Genomic DNA, 16,341 nt, shown 5'->3' on the forward strand with positions numbered 1-16,341 from the left:
ACGGCAGCGCCGGCAGTCGCCCGTTCAGCTCCCGGGTAGCACGTGGGCCTGGCCCGAAATGCTGATCCAGACCCGGCTGCCGGGCGCCGGGGCCTGTAGGCCGGCGGCCGGTACCGGTAGCAGCTGCTGGCGGCCATCGACGGTGGTAATGGCGACGCTCAAGGTGCAGTGGTTGCCGGCAAAATCCCAGTCCTTGACCACCCCGGCGCAGCCGGGGGCCGCGCCGCTTTGCACGATGCCGGTCGACCATTGCAGTTGCTCGGGGCGCAGCATGATCTGCGCCGCTCCGTGGCGCCCGGGGTCGGCAATCGGCAGCGGCCCCAGGTCGCAGTGGGCCAGGCCCTGTTCCAGGCGGGCCGGCAGCACCAGCGCATCGCCGAGAAACAGCGCGGTCTGGGCATCTCGGGGATGCCGGTACAGCTCCAGCGGGGTGCCGCTCTGCACCAGGCGCCCCTGGCGCATCACCGCCAGCTGGTCGGCAAAGGACAGGGCTTCGGCCTGGTCGTGGGTGACCAGAATGGTGGTGATCCCGGCGTCTGCCAGCAGGCGGGCCACGGCCTTGCGCATCGAGGCCCGCAGGCCGGTGTCGAGGGCCGAGAAGGGCTCGTCCAGCAGCATCAGCCGCGGACGCTGAGCCAGGGCGCGGGCCAGGGCCACCCGTTGCTGCTGGCCGCCGGACAGTTCATGGGGCCAGCGCGTGCCCATGGCGCGATCGAGGGCCACCATGTCGAGCAATTCATCGATGCGCGTCTGTTTGGCCGCCATCTTGCCCGGCAGGCCAAAGCCGATATTGGCCGCCACGTTCATGTGCGGGAACAAGGCGCCGTCCTGGGGCACGTAGCCGATCAGGCGCTGATGGGCCGGCAGAGCGCCTTGTTCATCCGCCAGGACCTGGCCATTGAGGCTGATACGGCCCCGGTCGGGAAATTCGAAACCGGCGATCATCCGCAGCAAGGTGGTCTTGCCCGAGCCGGAGGGCCCGACAATCACCGTGCGGCTGCCGGCGGGCAGGTTCAGGCTGACGTCGTGCACCGCGCTCAGCGTGCCGTAGGACTTGTGCAGTTGCTGGAGTTCAAGGCTGTTCATCGGCCCGCCGTGCGTCTGGATTGATGGTAGAGAAGGCCGGTCAACGGCAGTGAGATCAGGATCATGAGCAAGGCATAGGGCGCGGCTGCGGCGTAGTCGATTTCGCTGGTCCGGGCCCAGAACGCGCTGGCCAGGGTCCGGGTGCCATTGGGGGCCAGCAGCAGGGTGGCGGTCAGCTCATTGCTGATGGCCAGGAACACCAGGGCCGCCCCGGCCGCCGCCCCAGGGGCCACCAGGCGCAGGGTGACCCGCCACAACGCCTGGAACGGCGTGCGCCCCAGGCTGCGAGCGATGTTTTCCAGCTCCACCGGTGCCTGGGCGATACCGGCCCGCAAGCTGACCAGGGCCCGGGGCAGGAACATCAGCCCATAGGCCAGGAGCACCGTGAGGCTGGTCTGGTAGATCGGCCGGGCGTACCTCACCGTGACGGTCACCAGGGCCAGGGCGACGACGATTCCCGGCAGCGAACTGGCGATGTAATTGGCGCTTTCCAGCAGCCGCAGCAGGCGCCCCGGCGCACGGATCGACAACCAGGCCAGGGGAAACGCCGCGCAGGTGGTGAGCAGGGCGCCAAGACAGGCCAGCTCCAGGGTCTGCCCCAGGCTGGGCAGCAGTTCCGGGACTTGCCAGGCTTCGCTGCCGCCGGCCAGCAACCAGTTGCCCAGGGTCAGCAGCGGCACGCCCAGGGCCAGCGCGCTGCTCAGGCCTACCAGCAACAGACCGGCGCAGCGCCCGGTGCCGGAGAGTACCTGCAGCGGCTGGGCACGCGGACTGCCCGAGCCGACCCGGGCGTAGCGCGCCTGCCCCCGGCAGGCCGACTCGGCACTGAGCAGCAGCAGGCAGCACACCACCAGGACCCCCGCCAGCATGTTCGCCGCCGGGCCGTTGTAGGTGGACTGGAACTGGTCGTAGATGGCCGTGGTGAAGGTGTCGAAGCGAATCATCGCGTACAGGCCGTACTCCGCCAGCAGGTGCAGGCCCACCAGCAATGCGCCACCGGCGATGGCCAGGCGCAATTGCGGCAGCACCACGCGCAAGAACTGCGCCCGGGGCCTGAGCCCGAGGGATTGGGCAACGTCTTCGAGGGCCGGGTCGAGGCGGCGCAGGGTGGCGGCCACCGGCAGATAGACGAAAGGGCAATAGGCGATCACCGACACCAGCACCGCCGCGGGCAAGCCGTGCAGGGCCGGCAGCAGGCTGACCCAGGCATAGCTGTGGACGAACGCCGGCACCGCCATGGGCGCCACCGCCAACAGCGACCAGGCTCGCCGTCCCGGCAGATCGCTGCGCTCGGTGAGCCAGGCCAGGGCCACCCCCAGCAGCACGCACAGCGGCAGGGTCAGGAGCAGCAACAGCAGGGTGTTGAACAACAACTCCGCGACCCGTGGCCGCAATACCAGCTCGGCGATGCCGGCCCACCCGGTCTGGATCGAGACAGCGACGACAAACCCCAGGGGCACCAGGGCCAGCAACGACACCAGCAGCGCAGCCCCCAGCAGCCAGGGGGTGCTGGCGCGGGCACGGCGACGCTGCCGCAGCCGCAGCGCGGGGAGGCGGGCGGCGCCGTCGATGCCTTCGGCCTGTGATAGAGGCTCGGCCATGGATTACAGCAGACCGGCCTGGGTCATCAGGTCCACCGCCTTTTTACTGTTGAGTCTGGCGGCATCGACCTGAGGCGCGTCCAGCTCGGCCAGCGGCACCAGGGCCGGGTTGGAGGCCGCGCCCTTGCCCACGGCGTACTCGAACGAGTTGCCGGTTCTGAGCACCGCCTGGCCGTGTTCGCCGGTGATCCACTTGAGGAACGCCTGGGCCTGCTGCGGGTGCTTGCTGGAGGCCAGCACGGCGCCGCCGGAAAGGCTGACGAAGGCCCCCGGGTCCTGGTGCTTGAAGTAGTGCAGGGCGGTGTTCTTGCTGTTCTCGCCGGTCTTGGACTGGTCGACGAAGCTGTAATAGTGATAGATCACGCCGCTGTCGACCTGACCGGCGTTGACCGCCTTGAGCACCGCGCTGTTGCCGCGATAGACGCTGGCATTGGCTTTCATGCCCTTGAGCCATTCCAGGGTCGCGGCTTCGCCCTTGAGTTCCAGTACCGCGCTGACAATGGCCTGGAAGTCGGCGCCGGCAGGAGACGCGGCCCAGCGGCCTTTCCAGGCGGGTGCCGCCAGATCCAGCAGGGATTTGGGCAAGTCGCCCGGGCTGAGCTTGGCCGGGTTGTAGACGAACACCGTGGAGCGCGCCGCAATCCCCACCCAGTTGCCATGGACCGGCCGATAGGCGGCGGCCACCTGTTCCAGGGTGCTGGGGGCCACTTTGGCGAGCAGCCCGGCGTTGTCCACCAAGGCCATGGCCGGGGAGTTTTCGGTGAGGAAGACATCCGCCGCCGAGGCATTGCCTTCCTGCACCAGCTGGTTGCCCATTTCGCTGTCATCGCCGTTGCGCAGGGTGACCTTGATCCCGGTTTCCCGAGTGAAGCCGTCCACCCAGGCCTTGGTCAGGCCCTCGTGCTGGGCGTTGTACACCAGGATGCCGTCGGCGTCGGCGGCGCAGACCTGCCCGGTGGCCAGCAAGGCGGCGTTCAGCAGGGCGGTTTTGAACAGCGAAGAGGGCGTGAGGGTCATGCTCGGGGCAGCTCCTGGGAGGTTGTTTGGGTGTGGCGGCGAACCGGCTGGTTCGAGGCGCCAGAGAAGGCATCGCGAATCGGCAGAACAATAGGAATCATTTGCATATGAAGCCGTCGGCAATGTAGAGCGGCAAATCAGAAAAAAACGTCAAATTTTCGGTGAATTCCCGTGATGACGGCATTTGCCCGCGGCCTGCGAGCGGCCGCCTCCGTCCAGTGTGTGACGAGGCCCACAGACCTGTGCCAAACGCCGCGAGAAGTCCCGGGCAAGTGCCGGGGATTGATTTACAATCGGCGCCGCGACACCTGCAGGAAATGGAATTGACCGGTCAAACGAGGGAAGCAATCTTGAGCGCCAAACTGTGCAACAACATCAATGCCGTCACCTTTGTCAGTAAATACAAGGCGGCCTGCCAGCCGATCGCCGACCAACTGGACCTGCCGGTGGAGAACATCCTTGGCCTGGCGGCCCAGGAGAGCCAGTACGGAGCGGGGCGGATCGCCCGGGAACTGAACAACTATTTCTCCATGCATGCGCCGGCGCCCCTGCAGATCAGCGCCGAATCGGCCCAGGGCAGCGCCAGCGTCAAGGTGGCGAAGTTCGACTCCTTCCAGAAATCCGCCCAGTCCTTTGCCTTGCGCTATGGCGCCTCGGTGCGCGGCAAGCGCGAGCCCATGGAGTTCGCCCAGGCCCTGGTGCGCAGCGGCTACAACAGTGGCGACGCCGCCACCGGCGGGCGCAACGGTTTTGCCGACTACCTGGCAAAGATCATCCTCTCGGTCAGGGGGCGTCTGGCGTGCTGATCAAGGATCGCCGTTCCTGGCTGCTGGGCCTGACCCTGGCCTGCACCACCCTGGTCGCCTGTGCCGGCGACGCCCTGTCGCCGACTCAGGTCAAGGCCACCGGCCTGACCCGCGAACAGGCCCAGGCCGTGCTGCGGGTGGCCCTCAAGCATCAGGACTATCAACTGGACAAGCCCGGAGTGTTCGTCGACGGCGATCTGCAGGACGAGCACGGCCAGCCGCCCCATCCGGGCTACTTCGACTTCAGCCTCGGCTACAACGACCCCAAGGCCGGCGCCACCGAGTACTGGGGGCTGTTCTCGGTGAGCATCGCCACCGGCGATGTCTGGGAAACCAACCTGTGCAAGCGTCTGGATGGCGCTCAATTGCAAGCCCTGCAAAGGCAGATCATGGCGCGCACCGGCAAGTCCCTGAAGGATGAGCAAGCGCAGCGTCAGGGGCTGGGCTGCGACGAAGGGCAATAGCGAGGCAGCGGCCGCCCCGAGGCTGCACCAGGCCCCGGGGCGTCGCACGCGCTATTCGGGCAGTTGCAGCAGGGCTGCATACGCCGCGGTGCCGATGGCCGCGGTAGTGATCAGGCCCAGGCTGCCGCCCAGGGCGATGACCCCGACGATCAGCAGTGAGCCGGCCGCCGCCCAAGGCTCGCGGCCGATTTCGCTGTAGGCGATGTACACCGCGAAATTGATGAAAACCGCCACGGGCAGTTCCTCTTGCAGGCAGCGTTGCAGGCCCGGCCGCAGGCGCAGGGTGACGAAGGCCGGAATGATGCGCACCAGGCAACTGGTGGCGAACAGCGCGGCAATGGTGAGCCAGCTGGCCTGGCTAATGATCGGGCCCAGCTCAGCAGGGCGCTGGTGGCCAGTACGCTGGGGATCCAGAAGTACAGGCTGCCCAGCAGCCGGATCAGCGCCAGGCTCAGGGTCACGCACAGCGCCAGGCGCACCAGGATCGCCAGGCGCCGCCCGGGGAGCAACGCCAGGCGCCGGCGCAGCTGGCTCAGCGCCAGGTACATCAACACCACACTGGCGGGGTAGCCGAGATTGAGCTCGGAGCCGAGCCAGTGCGCGGGCAACGCGCGCGCCAAACAGGCCCCGAGCACCCCGGACAGGACCCAGGTGAGAAAAATCGTTGCCCGGATCATCAGCACCGCGGCCGGGCTGTCCCCCTGGGCCTCGGTGGCGTAGGCCTCGTCCCCCAACAGATGGGCCGCCACGGCCTTGGGCAGCCAGCGGCGCGGCAGTCGCGCCGCAGAGGCGAAGGCCATCGGCAGGTAGCGGCTGTTGAGCGAGGCGCTCACCAGCAACAGGGTGAAGAACCCGGCGCCCGATTGGGCCAGGGGCAGGGCGGCAAACTGGCCGCTGCCGGTGAACCCCAGCAGGCCCACCAAGGCCACCTCCAGCAACGACCAGTCGGCGCGGGCCGCGAGCACGCCAAATAGCATGCTGACCGGAACAATGGCCAGGGCCGTCGGCGCGACCCGGCGCCAGAGCGCCGGGCGGCCGGTAAGAAACTCTGACTGTGGTAACTGCTGCATGAAGGTCTTGCCCTCCCGAAGTGACGCCATGCCGGGCACGTCGAAGTGCCGGCCATCAGGCTTCGAGAGTCTGGGGAAGGGCTGGAGGAGCGTCTTGAACGATTGTGCGACTTTGCCGGGCCAATCCCTGGGCCCGGTGTGTGTCAGTAGCGGTAGCCGACGTTGACCATCACCGCCGCGGTGCCCAGCACCACCAGTTCGGTGCCTACCGGGCCGTAATGCAGGCCGACTGCCGGAATCAGCACCGGCGCCACGCCGAAGTGGTTCAGCGGGATCTTGTCCTTGTAGTCGCCCTTGTAGCCCTGGATCAGGCCGCCGCTGAGCTTGGCGTAGACCGGCCAGTCGGCGCTCTCCCAGGCCTTGCCGACGTAGGCGTAGTAGGAGCGCTGGGAAAAGGAGTTGCGAAAGGTGCTCAGGCCCCAGAGTTTTCCGCTGGCGTAGTTGCGCTCCAGGCCGATCAGGTCCTGGTGGTTGTTGTGGTCCGGATCGTTGCTCCAGTGGTTGGTGTAGACGCTGGTCTGCAGGTACCAGAAATCCCCTTGCTGATCGGCCTGCGCGCTCTGGGCGGCGACCAGCAGGGCAGCGCTGGCCATGGCCCGCCGCAGCGCAAGGGAGAGGCCGGTGGCCCGGGTTTGAAACAGTGTTTTCATTGCGATTCCCTGCCATCGCGGCAGTTGTGCCCCCTCGGAAATCAAGGGGGCAGAGGGCGCTGACGCTAACATCCGCCTATTCAGCGGATCAATGACGGAACTGTTGCTTGATCTATATCTGACTCGATGCGCCGGATCAGGTAGGGGTAGAACGGGTTGGCGGTCAGGCGCATCAACTCGTCCATGGGCACCACCAGCACCCCGCGTTCGCCGCGGGCCGCGAGGCTGCCCAGGTGCAGGCCGAAGTCTTCGTCGGGGTCCGGTTGGCTGCCGTACAGGCTGTCGCTGACCGGGAACGGCAGGGCCACGTGAGACAGGGAAAACACCCCCGGCGGGAAGGCCAGGTCCAGGGGCCGGCGCTGGCTGTCCAGGCTCAGGGCCGCGGTGCTGAGTTCTTCCAGGTGATGCGACGGGCTGTCGGCGTTGCTCAGGACCCGGGTGCTGTAGTTGCGCGGTGGCGCCGGCAGCAGGCTGGCCAGGGAGGTGAGGCTGGACGGGTCCAGCAGGCCGTCAAAGTCGCTGGTGCGGTTCAGATCGAAGATCACCAGTTCGCTGCCATTGGCCGGCAGCCGGCGGAACAGGCCCGTGACCACCGCCTGAGTGCTGACCGTGGCGTCGGTCAGGGACTGAAAGCCGAGGATCGGCGGCAGTTGCAGCAGCCGCGGATCCGCCGCCAGGGCCTGCAGCTGGCCTTGCAGGGCCTCGGTCAGGCGCCACGACTGGCGCGCGCCATTGACCGGAAACGAGTTGTACTTGAACGGGTTGTATTCCGGGCGCAGGTTCAGCCAGGCGGCCTTGCTGAAGGCCGGAACCACCGCGGGCCAGGCCGCCAGCCCGGCAAAGCGCGCCGACGGCGCCACGCCGATCATCGGTGAAATCAGCACCAGGCGCTGGGCCTGTGGCAGTTGCGGATCGCTGAGGGCGTCCAGAGCGTACTTGACCGCCAGGGCGCCACCGTTGGAGTAGCCGACGATGTGCAGGGGCGCGGGCGCCGGCACTTCGGCCCGCGCCGTGCGCAGGGCCAGGCGGGTCGCCGCCAGCCAGTCCTGCCACTGCACCTCGGTCAGGCCCGCGGGCACCGTGCCGTGACCGGGCAGGCGCAGGCCAATGGCCAGGTAGCCGTGGGCCACATAGCGCCGGGCAATGTGGCGCAGGCTGTAGGGCGAGTCGGTCAGGCCGTGCAGCAACACCACCACGCCCCGGGGCGAGCCCTGGGGGCGCAGCAGGTAGGAGCGGTTCCAGTCGGTGGCAAAGTGCGGCGGATAGACCCGGCTGTCCTTGCGGTAACGGTTGAAGGGCGGCACCTGGGACGGGTCCAGGGTGTCGCTGACCTCGCGCTCGACTTCGCCGAACACCCGCTCCTCGGCCTGCAGCCAGCTTGCCCAGTCGGCCCGATCGATCTGCTCGATGCTCAATTCATGGGGCGCCCGCAGGTGCCAGGGTTGCAGCGCCGGGCCCCGTTCGCTGTCGTAGACCCGCCACCCCAGCAGGGTCAGGCCGGCCACACAAAGGAGCAGTGCGCCGCGCTTGCACAGGCGCGCCAGGACGGGGGCGATCATGAGCCGCTACTCGGCTGCGCGCAGCGGTTGTGGTACGGGGCGAGGGAGGACTTGAAAGACATGCTGGACCATTGAACCAAGGGCAAGTGAGGGTCGCCGCAGCGACCGGGCAAGCATAACAGGGGCATGGCTTGACGGCCGAGGACGCCGACACCTTCGCCTGGCGCGCTGCACTTGTGCTGTAATCCGCGGCCACCAAACAGCACAAGGAAGCCTGTGGATGCACGAATCCGCCCGTCACATCGTCGATCTGTACCAGCGTCATGCCCAGGCTTGGGACCGGGCGCGCCGGGCCAACACCCAGGCATTTCACAGTGAACAAGCCTGGTTCGAACGCTTTCGCCAGGTCATGGGGGCTGGTCGGCAGGTACTGGACCTGGGGTGTGGAGGTGGCGAGCCGGTGGCGCGCTATCTGGTGGAACGTGGTTACGCGGTCACGGGCGTCGACAGCAGCGCCGCCTTGCTGGATCAGTGCCGCCAGCGCTTTCCCGAGCAGCAGTGGCTCCACGCCGACATGCGCGGGCTGGCCCTGGAACAGGATTTCGACGGCATCCTGGCGTGGAACAGCCTGTTCCACCTGTGCCCGGAAGATCAGCGCGCGATGTTCGCGGTGTTCGAGCGCCATGCGGCCCCGGGCTGTGCCCTGCTGTTCACCAGTGGGCCGGCGGCGGGGGAAGCCATTGGTCAGTTCCAGGGCGAGGCGCTGTACCACGCCAGCCTCGATCCCGGGGAGTACTGCACCTTGCTCGACACCCATGGGTTCGAGGTGGTGCAGCACGTCAGCGAAGACCCACAGTGCTGCGGCTTCACCGTATGGCTGGCGCGGGCGCTGGATTACTCATAAAAAAACCGGCCCATTGGGGCCGGTTTTCAAGCTGGGTGTCTCAGTGCTGCATCATGCTGTGGTCCGGCGCATCCAGTGCCCGGGCCTCGGCTTGGACCTTGATCGACTCCTTCTCGCCCTTGGCGTTTTCCACGATCAGGGTCAGCGGCACCTTGTCACCCACCTTGATCTGGCCGGTCAGCTCCATGAGCATCACGTGGTAGCTGTGGGTGTCCAGGCTGACCTTCTTCCCGGCCGGCAGGGCGATGGCGTCCACTTGCTGCATGCTCATCACGTCGTTGTGCATGCTCGACTGGTGGATCTGCACGTTCTTGGCCACCGGCGACTGCACGTCGACCAGCTTGCTGTCGCTGCTGGCGGTGAGGTCCATGAAGGCGCCGCTGGCGTGCTGGCCAGGGACGGTGGCGCGGACCCAGGCGTTGTCGACCTGGGTCGCGGCGCCGGCGGTGCCGGCCAGGCCCAGCAGAGAGATCAGCAGCAGGGCGGATTTAAGGCGCGACGGGCGCTGGTGGGCATTCATTAACAAACCTCCATGACGGTGAGCAGGTCTTCCGCGCACTCTTGGGCGGTAAGGGACTGGGACAGCCCCAGGCGCAAGGTGCCCCGGGAGTCGTAGACGAAACTGGTGGCGGTATGGGACAGGGTGTAGGTCGAGCCGCTGGGGATCTTTTCGTAGAACACGCCAAATTCCTTGGCGGTGGCCGCGGTTTCTTCCAGGCTGCCGTACAGCGCTTCGAAGCTCGGGTCGAAGGCCTTGACGTAGGCGTCCAGCACCTCGGGCGTGTCGCGCTCCGGGTCCAGGGTGATGAACACCACTTTCAGGCGCTCACCGTCACGACCCATGAGCTTCTTGGCCTGGGCGGCGCGGGCCAAGGTGGTGGGGCAGACGGCCGGGCACTGGGTGAAACCGAAGAAGATCATCGGCATCAGCCCGCGGTAACTGGACAGCGACTTGGTTTCGCCCTGGGAATCGGTGAGTTTGAAGGTGCGGCCGAGAATCTGATTGCTCAGGTCCTTGCCGTATTTGAAGGACAGTCGGGGACTGTTGTCGCAACCGGCAAGCAGGCCCAGGCCGAGCACCCCGGCGCTGGTGAGCAGGGTGCGGCGAGTCAGCAGAACACTCATGAAATAACGCCCTTTGAACAGCCAGACAGGCAAAAACCCGCGCATGGTAACAAACAGACGAAAGCGGCGGCGGGCTAATTAGACCAATGCCTGCGGCCATCGGTCGCAGCCTGGGTTGTGGATTGAGCCGGACTCACGGCCAAGTGTCGAACGCTGCCCGAAGGCACGTCCTGCTGTGGCAGCCAAGCCCTGGCCGAGCAGCCACAAGGCGTTGGGCGGTGAGCGCCTTCAGTCTTCCAGCGCCGCGACCTGCACCAGCGCCCGCACGGCGGCGCGGGTGGCCAGGGTCAGGGGCTTGGGCAACCGGTCCAGCTCGAACCAGGCGATGTCGCTGTGCTTGTGCGGCTCGTTGTTACGCGGCGCCATGGCCGGGGCGGAGGCCAGGTACACCGGGCAAACCCAATGTTCCTGCCGTTCGGCGTCGATCCGGTCCGCCACGCACAACAGGCTGACGCCTTGCAGGGTCAGTCCGAGCGCTTCGAGGATTTCACGGCGCACGGCCTGCTCCACCGGTTCCAGCCAATCGACCTTGCCTGCGGGCAATCCCCAGCAACCGGCCTCCGGGTCGCGCAGGCGCTTGACCAACAGTAACTGGCCGTCGCGGACGATAGCGGCGGCGCATCCCAGGCGAGGCTGTTGTGGCATGGCTGTGCTCCTGTGCGTTGGGGAGAGGGGCAAGGCCCGTGGTCCTGCCCGGCAGCGGATGTGCGCTTGGCACACTATCGACCGTCAAGGATGACAACCGCGTGTTGCTTTGTTGTTTATTTGTAACTTTCATCGTGCAGGACGGCCGTCGATTCAATGCCCGGCTCAGTGGCGCAACAGGGTGGCCGCGATCACGGCCAGTGCCATGAGGATCAGGATCACCCCGGTGATTCGTTCCAGCCAGGGCAGGGCGCGGGAGAAGCGCTGCCGCACCCGGCCATTGCCAATGGCCAGCGCCACCAACACATCCCACAGCAGCACCACGCTGAACATCCATACGCCATAGACCAGCTTCCAGGCGGTGCTGGTCTGGGCGCCCACCAGGGAGGCCAGGCTGACATAGAATAGGGCGTTCTTCGGGTTGAGCAGGCCCGAAAGCAGACCCGCGCCCAGGCCGCGCCACCAGGTGGCCCGGTGCCGCCGGCGGTCGCCCTGGGCAGCCACCGCAGCCAGGGAGCTGCTGCCAGCGTGACGGATGAACAGCCAGCCCAGGTAAAGCAGGTAGCCACAACCGGCCAGTTGGATCAGCAGGAACAGCCAGCTGTCGGGACGCAATACCGAAACCCCGCCAAAGGCCAGGACAATGAACAGACCGTTGGCCAGGGCGATGCCCAGGCAGGCGCCGGTGGCCGCTTGCCAGCCGCTGGCCATGGACAGGCGCGCCACCAGGAAGAAGTCCGGTCCAGGGGAGAGCAGGGCGAGAAAATGCGCGGCGGCGATCAGCAGGAACTGTTGAATCATGAAGGCAGACTTCCAGAGACGAGGAGGGGCTGGAAGTCTGCCGGGCGGTCGGCACTGGGGTATTGAAGAAAATTGCGCGGCCTTCAGCGCTTGTACAAACCCGGGGTGACCCCGACATGGGCCTTGAACACCCGCTGGAAGTGCGCCTGATCGGCAAAGCCCAAGCGCTGGGCCAGGGCCGCCGGGGCCTCGCCGGCCTGCAGCGAGGTGCGGGCCTGGATGATGCGCTGGTTCAATTGGTAGGCGTGGGGCGTCATCCCGGTGGCGGCGCGAAAGGCCCGGATCAGTTGGTAGCGGCTGAGGCCCGCCAGCGTTGCCAGGCGCTGCAGCGGGTGAGCCTGTTGCGCCTCCTGTTGCAGAAATTGCATGACCCGCCGGACCCCGGCGCCGGCCTGGCCCGGATCGGCGGCCTGGGCAATCACCGGTTGCCCCTGCAGCGGAAAGTCGCCAATGAACTCGATCAGCGCCGCTTCCTTGTCTTGCCAACTGGCGCTGGAGAACAGCAGGTCGTTGAGGCGGCAGAAGCGCTGGTACAGATCCCTGTCTTGACTCAACAGCACCTGGCCAGGCGCCAATGCCGCCTGCTGCTGCGCTTCCAGGCGCACGCCTTCGACCCAGCGCGGCTCCAGGTGCAGCATCTGGTAGCTCCAGGCCGTGTCCGGCTGGGGATTGCAGGCATGGGCGCAATGGGCCGGGACGAACACCACGCTGCCGGCCTGGATCAGGGTGGGCCCCTCTGCGCCGCCACTGAACAGGCTGACGCCACGGTCCACGGCGCCGATGGACACTGTCGGGTGGCTGTGGGCCCTGTAGTTGGCGCGGCTGTCACAGGCTCGGCGGCTTTCTACGTAAGGCAGGTTCGGGTCGCGCCAGAATTGCGCTGAAGGCGTCATGCTGCAGGTCTGCGGTAAGGGGACGGAGGCGCAGGCTAACAGGGAGGATTGCAAGGGTGCCAGTTTGAGCTGAGCGCGGATGCCGCACGGGAGCGCTCGTCAGGGCTGCCTATACTGCACTCGGGTTTTGCTCAACCGCGCCACGACCTGCACCAGGAGCTGCCATGAACTTCAAGGAAATCGCCTACGAGCAGCACGGACCCGTAGTGGTCATCCGCTTCAATCGCCCCGAGCAGCGCAACTGCATCGGCCCTGTGACCCACCTTGAATTGATCGACGCCTGGACGCGTTTTCGCGACGACGACACGGCCCTGGTAGCGATCATTACCGGCACTGGCGATCGGGCCTTTTGTGCTGGCGGCGACCTCAAGGCCGCCGCGCAACTGGTGCCGTCGAGCGCCGAGGAAATGGCCGCCCATGATCGTGGCGAACGCCCCGGAATCATCGGCCCCAGCCGTTGGGTCGACGTTTATAAACCGGTGATCGCCGCGGTCAATGGCGTGGCCTATGCCGGTGGCCTGGAGTGGGCCTGTTTTGCCGATATGCGCATTGCCGAAGAGCATGCCTCGTTCGGCGTCACCTGCCGCCGCTGGAACATCGGCCTGGCGGACGGCGGCACCCAGCGCCTGCCGCGGATTGTCGGCATGGGCCGGGCCATGGAACTGATTCTGACCGGTAAGGTGATCGATGCCCAAGAGGCCTACCGCATCGGCCTGGTCAACGAAATAGTGCCCAGCGGGCGCTCCCTCAAGCGCGCGCTGGAGCTGGCCCAGGTGCTGGCCGGTCTGCCGCAACCGGCGATGCGCTCGGACAAGGAGGCGGCCATCCGCGGTTACGGATTGCCCTTGGCCGAAGGCTTGAAGATAGAAGCCCAGTGCTTCAATCGCTCGATCCACGCCCCTGAAACCCAGGAAGGACTGCGCCGCTTCATCGAGCGCGATCACCCTGATCGTGGGGGCCGACCCACGACGGGCATGGTCAAGCACTGAGTCCAGCCCCGGGACTCAGGCCGGACCGCGCAATGGCTGGCAGGCTTCCGCCAGGGCGGCGCGCAACGCCTGGCACAGACGCTGGGGGTCGCCGCCCTGGCGAAACCCCTCGACCTGGCGCTGCAGCTCGGCGAAACACCGGCCCTCGGCGCTGCGTGCCAGGCTCAGGCGCGGATCGGGCTGGACGTAGCGCGGATCGTCCGGCGTCAGGTACAGGCCGTTGAGGTTCTGGTAATCGGCGTCGATCCAGGCGTACAGGTGATGTTCGAAACGCTCGGCAAACCGATAGCGGCCAAAGTCCATCACCTGCAATTGCAACGGCGCCACGCCGGGCACCCCGGCCAGTTGCACATTGACCCCGTCGATCAGCAACGGCGCCCCCCGGTTGGCGCTCAACAGGCGTTGCAGCGTCGCCGCCACCTGAGCACTGACCGTCACCCTCTGCTCATCGCGCCTGACCTGCAGTTCGCCGTTCTCCCGGCACAGGTGAAAGCGCACCGCGCCGCAGCTGCTGGCGGTCAAGCCGTAGCTCCGCAGCAGAAGCTCGGCCTGCATCAGGGCCCCGGCCAGCTCGGGGCCCTGCCAATAGCGTTGCCACTGGCAGCGCGGGCGGGTGCAGGCCCGGCGCAACAGCAGCACCGCCGGTTCCGCGGCTCGCCCGTCATGCCACAAGGCATCGAAGCCCAGGTCGATCAGGGCATAGGCCGGCAGTGGCGTGATCGCCGCGCCGGCGTGGCTCATGGCGGCGAACACCAGGTGCTCCATCAGCACTTCGTGCACCGCCTCGGCCAGGGTCAGCAAGCCGTTGGAATGGGGCAACTGCGGGGCTTCGTCCGGCGGCACGCCAATGCCCTTGATGTCGAACAGCACCTGCTCGCTGGCCGGCGCGCACAGCACCGCGGCGCGCCCATAACGCGGCGGACGCCAGCCCGTTACCCGGCGGTCGTCCAGGGCAATCGGGGTGTTGATGTCCTGGGCCGCCGCCTGGCTGGTGGATATATAAGCGGCGTGCTCCAGCAGCCAGCGGTCGATGGCCTCCTCCGTTGCCCCCTCCCAGGGGGCGTCGAAGTCAGCGCGCAGCACCGGATAGTTGGCGAACAGCACCCGCGCACCGGCCACTCCAAGCAACTGTTCGCTGCTCAGGGTCTGCCCGCTCTGGGCGTAGTCGGCCAGTCGTTGCACCCGTGGGCCTGCGGCGAAAGGCAGGTTCAGATCGTGCTGGGGTTGCCAGGCGGCGGGATTGTTCATCGAGTGTCTCCGGCCCAGGCATCCAGACGCCCGGGGTGGTCGAGGGCGGCGATCGGGTCCAGCAGGACCCAGTTGCGGCGCAGTTCCAGGCTGGCTTGCGGCCCCTGGGCCACCTCGCCACGGCCGCGCAGCATGGGCAGCTCCCGCAGCGCGCCGGACGCCGGGGCGCAGATCCCCAATGCTTCGGCATGGGGGCTGTGGCGCAGGCGTTCGAACAACTGCGGTTCACGGGTGCGGATCGCCAGGTATTGACCGTTGGGCAGCGCCGATCCGGCCGCGGTCCAGGGCTCCAGGCCGGCATCGCGCAAGCGCGCCAGCAGCCCGGGCATCTGCTGCCGCAGGCGCTGGCTGCGGGCCTGGGCCCTGGCGACAGCAGGCATCAGCGCCGGCAGGGCATGAATCGACAGGGCCGGGCTCAAGGCCGGGCAGGCGCGGGAACGCTGGCCCGGCGACCAGACGTCGATATCGCCATCCACCGCGAGGTCGCCGAACAGCGCGCCCCCGCCGCCAATGTCCAGGGCCTTGCCGTGGCCCAGGGAGGTGACCACCAGCGATGCGCCGGGACAGCACAGATCCCAGGCACCGGCGCTGTCTTCGATGATGGGCAGGCTTGGGCCGAGCAACTGGCGCAAGGCCGGGATGTCGCAAGGCAAGCCGTATTGATGGACCGCGATCACCGCGTCCAGGCCAGGGATATGGGGCGCCAGCGCCTCGCTGCTGAGCAGCAGGTCGGCGGCATTTTCGATAATCACCGGTATCGCGCCGGCATTGAGGACGGCGGCCACCACTTGATGGCAGGTGGCGGCCGGAACCGCGACCCGCCAGGTGGCGGTGGCCCCCAGCTGGCGCAGCGCCAGTTCCAGCGCCGCGGTGCCGGAGCCGACCAAGGCACCGTGGCGCCGCTGATAAAACTGCGCGAGCCAGGACGAGCACGGCAGCCGATCGGCCTCCCGTGCCCGCCACTGGCCATCGGCAGGACCTGGAACTACTTGCACTTGTCCATGGCGCAGGCAGTCAAGGCCTCGACCTTGCACTTATCCATGGCACAAGCAGTCAGGGCTTCAACTTTGCATTTATCCATGGCGCAGGCGGTCAAGGCTTCGACCTTGCACTTGTCCATGGCGCAAGCGGTCAGGGCTTCGACCTTGCACTTGTCCATGGCGCAAGCGGTCAGGGCTTCAACTTTGCATTTATCCATGGCGCAAGCGGTGAGGGCTTCGGCCCGCGGGCCGCCGATGCGCCAGCTGGTGAACTTGCTCTCCGGCAGCGCGCCGCGCTTGACCACATCCAGGTGCAGGGTGCGGGCTTCATGGTCGTTGCATTCGAGCAGGATCTCGTCCTCGGCGACCGCGAAGTGATCGTGCAGCAGGCAGAGTCCGAAGCGATCCAGGTTGCCGTGGCGCTCCAGTAGCTCATGCAGGTCATTGATGAATTGCGCATCAGACGCCCCCAGTGGCATGGCTTCGTCAAAGGAGGGATTGGTGTGTCCGTTCATGTGGTGTACTCCAATATGTTTGATTTAAACCGGTCATCTTCATCAACA

Annotated in this window: 19 protein-coding genes; 4 read left to right on the forward strand and 15 right to left on the reverse strand. The window is 67.0% G+C overall.

Going from position 1 to position 16,341, the window contains the following annotated elements; translation table 11 throughout:
• Positions 1–24: 24 nt before the first annotated feature.
• From GGI48_RS30235 to GGI48_RS30245, 3 genes are read right to left on the reverse strand one after another with little or no spacing between them, the layout of a single operon-like run.
• The gene (locus GGI48_RS30235; RefSeq protein ID WP_179601644.1) at positions 25–1,086 is read right to left on the reverse strand and encodes an ABC transporter ATP-binding protein; all 1,062 of its coding nucleotides are present in this window, start codon (positions 1,084–1,086) and stop codon (positions 25–27) included.
• Entirely contained in the window at positions 1,083–2,687 is a 1,605-nt protein-coding gene (locus GGI48_RS30240; protein ID WP_179601646.1) for an iron ABC transporter permease, read from the reverse strand. Before GGI48_RS30240 ends, GGI48_RS30235 begins: the two co-directional genes overlap by 4 nt.
• 3 nt (positions 2,688–2,690) lie before the next feature.
• Positions 2,691–3,704, reverse strand: coding sequence for an iron ABC transporter substrate-binding protein (locus GGI48_RS30245; protein ID WP_179601648.1), 1,014 nt, complete (start codon positions 3,702–3,704; stop codon positions 2,691–2,693).
• A gap of 350 nt (positions 3,705–4,054) precedes the next feature.
• Here GGI48_RS30245 and GGI48_RS30250 point away from each other — a divergent pair, with 350 nt between their 5' ends.
• Together GGI48_RS30250 and GGI48_RS30255 are read left to right on the forward strand one after the other, a co-directional pair.
• Positions 4,055–4,510 carry a glucosaminidase domain-containing protein gene (locus tag GGI48_RS30250; RefSeq protein ID WP_042941648.1) on the forward strand — a complete coding sequence of 152 codons (456 nt, stop codon included), beginning with the start codon at positions 4,055–4,057 and terminating at the stop codon, positions 4,508–4,510.
• Positions 4,504–4,974, forward strand: a complete 471-nt coding sequence (locus GGI48_RS30255) for a hypothetical protein (protein WP_179601650.1) — start codon at positions 4,504–4,506, stop codon at positions 4,972–4,974. The genes GGI48_RS30250 and GGI48_RS30255 overlap by 7 nt, the downstream gene beginning before the upstream one ends.
• A 51-nt stretch (positions 4,975–5,025) precedes the next feature.
• Here GGI48_RS30255 and GGI48_RS31260 read toward each other — a convergent pair whose 3' ends face one another.
• From GGI48_RS31260 to GGI48_RS30275, 4 genes are all read right to left on the reverse strand, one after another.
• On the reverse strand, positions 5,026–5,208 hold the full coding sequence (locus tag GGI48_RS31260; RefSeq protein ID WP_260620567.1) for a hypothetical protein: 183 nt from the start codon (positions 5,206–5,208) through the stop codon (positions 5,026–5,028).
• Complete coding sequence (locus GGI48_RS30265; protein ID WP_260620568.1) at positions 5,124–6,074, reverse strand: AzlC family ABC transporter permease; 951 nt, start codon at positions 6,072–6,074, stop codon at positions 5,124–5,126. Before GGI48_RS30265 ends, GGI48_RS31260 begins: the two co-directional genes overlap by 85 nt.
• A gap of 113 nt (positions 6,075–6,187) precedes the next feature.
• Positions 6,188–6,637: a sn-glycerol-3-phosphate transporter gene (locus GGI48_RS30270; RefSeq protein WP_233172523.1), complete on the reverse strand. Its 450-nt coding sequence runs from the start codon at positions 6,635–6,637 to the stop codon at positions 6,188–6,190.
• Positions 6,638–6,774: 137 nt separating this feature from the next.
• Complete coding sequence (locus tag GGI48_RS30275; protein ID WP_179601652.1) at positions 6,775–8,253, reverse strand: alpha/beta hydrolase; 1,479 nt, start codon at positions 8,251–8,253, stop codon at positions 6,775–6,777.
• 220 nt (positions 8,254–8,473) lie between these two features.
• Between GGI48_RS30275 and GGI48_RS30280 the strand changes: the two genes are divergently transcribed.
• Complete coding sequence (locus GGI48_RS30280; RefSeq protein WP_016965697.1) at positions 8,474–9,097, forward strand: class I SAM-dependent methyltransferase; 624 nt, start codon at positions 8,474–8,476, stop codon at positions 9,095–9,097.
• 40 nt (positions 9,098–9,137) lie between these two features.
• On the opposite strand, the gene GGI48_RS30285 is transcribed toward GGI48_RS30280, so the two are convergent.
• The 5 genes from GGI48_RS30285 to GGI48_RS30305 form a co-directional block, all read right to left on the reverse strand.
• Positions 9,138–9,617: a copper chaperone PCu(A)C gene (locus GGI48_RS30285; protein WP_179601654.1), complete on the reverse strand. Its 480-nt coding sequence runs from the start codon at positions 9,615–9,617 to the stop codon at positions 9,138–9,140.
• Positions 9,617–10,222, reverse strand: coding sequence for an SCO family protein (locus tag GGI48_RS30290; RefSeq protein ID WP_092317242.1), 606 nt, complete (start codon positions 10,220–10,222; stop codon positions 9,617–9,619). The genes GGI48_RS30285 and GGI48_RS30290 overlap by 1 nt, the downstream gene beginning before the upstream one ends.
• A 228-nt stretch (positions 10,223–10,450) precedes the next feature.
• Positions 10,451–10,867, reverse strand: a complete 417-nt coding sequence (locus GGI48_RS30295) for an NUDIX domain-containing protein (protein WP_179601656.1) — start codon at positions 10,865–10,867, stop codon at positions 10,451–10,453.
• Positions 10,868–11,032: 165 nt separating this feature from the next.
• Positions 11,033–11,665: a LysE family translocator gene (locus tag GGI48_RS30300; RefSeq protein ID WP_179602195.1), complete on the reverse strand. Its 633-nt coding sequence runs from the start codon at positions 11,663–11,665 to the stop codon at positions 11,033–11,035.
• Between the two features lie 86 nt (positions 11,666–11,751).
• Positions 11,752–12,561: an AraC family transcriptional regulator gene (locus GGI48_RS30305; RefSeq protein ID WP_179601658.1), complete on the reverse strand. Its 810-nt coding sequence runs from the start codon at positions 12,559–12,561 to the stop codon at positions 11,752–11,754.
• A 164-nt stretch (positions 12,562–12,725) separates the two neighbouring features.
• Between GGI48_RS30305 and GGI48_RS30310 the strand changes: the two genes are divergently transcribed.
• On the forward strand, positions 12,726–13,550 hold the full coding sequence (locus tag GGI48_RS30310; protein ID WP_047304440.1) for an enoyl-CoA hydratase/isomerase family protein: 825 nt from the start codon (positions 12,726–12,728) through the stop codon (positions 13,548–13,550).
• Positions 13,551–13,565: 15 nt separating this feature from the next.
• Here GGI48_RS30310 and GGI48_RS30315 read toward each other — a convergent pair whose 3' ends face one another.
• Genes GGI48_RS30315 through GGI48_RS30325 form a run of 3 tightly spaced genes read right to left on the reverse strand, consistent with a single transcriptional unit; the run spans position 13,566 to position 16,293 of the window.
• Positions 13,566–14,798: a hypothetical protein gene (locus tag GGI48_RS30315; protein WP_179601660.1), complete on the reverse strand. Its 1,233-nt coding sequence runs from the start codon at positions 14,796–14,798 to the stop codon at positions 13,566–13,568.
• The gene (locus GGI48_RS30320) at positions 14,795–15,793 is read right to left on the reverse strand and encodes a DegT/DnrJ/EryC1/StrS family aminotransferase (RefSeq protein WP_260620569.1); all 999 of its coding nucleotides are present in this window, start codon (positions 15,791–15,793) and stop codon (positions 14,795–14,797) included. The genes GGI48_RS30315 and GGI48_RS30320 overlap by 4 nt, the downstream gene beginning before the upstream one ends.
• Positions 15,784–16,293, reverse strand: coding sequence for a hypothetical protein (locus GGI48_RS30325; protein WP_060839285.1), 510 nt, complete (start codon positions 16,291–16,293; stop codon positions 15,784–15,786). Before GGI48_RS30325 ends, GGI48_RS30320 begins: the two co-directional genes overlap by 10 nt.
• Positions 16,294–16,341 lie beyond the last annotated feature (48 nt).

Origin of the sequence: Pseudomonas protegens, assembly GCF_013407925.2 — a bacterium.
In the GTDB taxonomy this organism is placed as follows: Bacteria; Pseudomonadota; Gammaproteobacteria; order Pseudomonadales; family Pseudomonadaceae; genus Aquipseudomonas; species Aquipseudomonas fluorescens_AP.

Bases quoted from the DNA above. Each gene is read 5' to 3' on its own strand.
- GGI48_RS30265 (WP_260620568.1), bottom strand. From the start codon at position 6,074: ATGGCGTCACTTCGGGAGGGCAAGACCTTCATGCAGCAGTTACCACAG.
- GGI48_RS30285 (WP_179601654.1), bottom strand. From the start codon at position 9,617: ATGAATGCCCACCAGCGCCCGTCGCGCCTTAAATCCGCCCTGCTGCTG.
- GGI48_RS30325 (WP_060839285.1), bottom strand. From the start codon at position 16,293: ATGAACGGACACACCAATCCCTCCTTTGACGAAGCCATGCCACTGGGG.
- GGI48_RS30290 (WP_092317242.1), bottom strand. From the start codon at position 10,222: ATGAGTGTTCTGCTGACTCGCCGCACCCTGCTCACCAGCGCCGGGGTG.
- GGI48_RS30305 (WP_179601658.1), bottom strand. From the start codon at position 12,561: ATGACGCCTTCAGCGCAATTCTGGCGCGACCCGAACCTGCCTTACGTA.
- GGI48_RS30270 (WP_233172523.1), bottom strand. From the start codon at position 6,637: ATGGCCAGCGCTGCCCTGCTGGTCGCCGCCCAGAGCGCGCAGGCCGAT.
- GGI48_RS30240 (WP_179601646.1), bottom strand. From the start codon at position 2,687: ATGGCCGAGCCTCTATCACAGGCCGAAGGCATCGACGGCGCCGCCCGC.
- GGI48_RS30315 (WP_179601660.1), bottom strand. From the start codon at position 14,798: ATGAACAATCCCGCCGCCTGGCAACCCCAGCACGATCTGAACCTGCCT.
- GGI48_RS30245 (WP_179601648.1), bottom strand. From the start codon at position 3,704: ATGACCCTCACGCCCTCTTCGCTGTTCAAAACCGCCCTGCTGAACGCC.
- GGI48_RS30295 (WP_179601656.1), bottom strand. From the start codon at position 10,867: ATGCCACAACAGCCTCGCCTGGGATGCGCCGCCGCTATCGTCCGCGAC.
- GGI48_RS30310 (WP_047304440.1), top strand. From the start codon at position 12,726: ATGAACTTCAAGGAAATCGCCTACGAGCAGCACGGACCCGTAGTGGTC.
- GGI48_RS30280 (WP_016965697.1), top strand. From the start codon at position 8,474: ATGCACGAATCCGCCCGTCACATCGTCGATCTGTACCAGCGTCATGCC.
- GGI48_RS30235 (WP_179601644.1), bottom strand. From the start codon at position 1,086: ATGAACAGCCTTGAACTCCAGCAACTGCACAAGTCCTACGGCACGCTG.
- GGI48_RS30275 (WP_179601652.1), bottom strand. From the start codon at position 8,253: ATGATCGCCCCCGTCCTGGCGCGCCTGTGCAAGCGCGGCGCACTGCTC.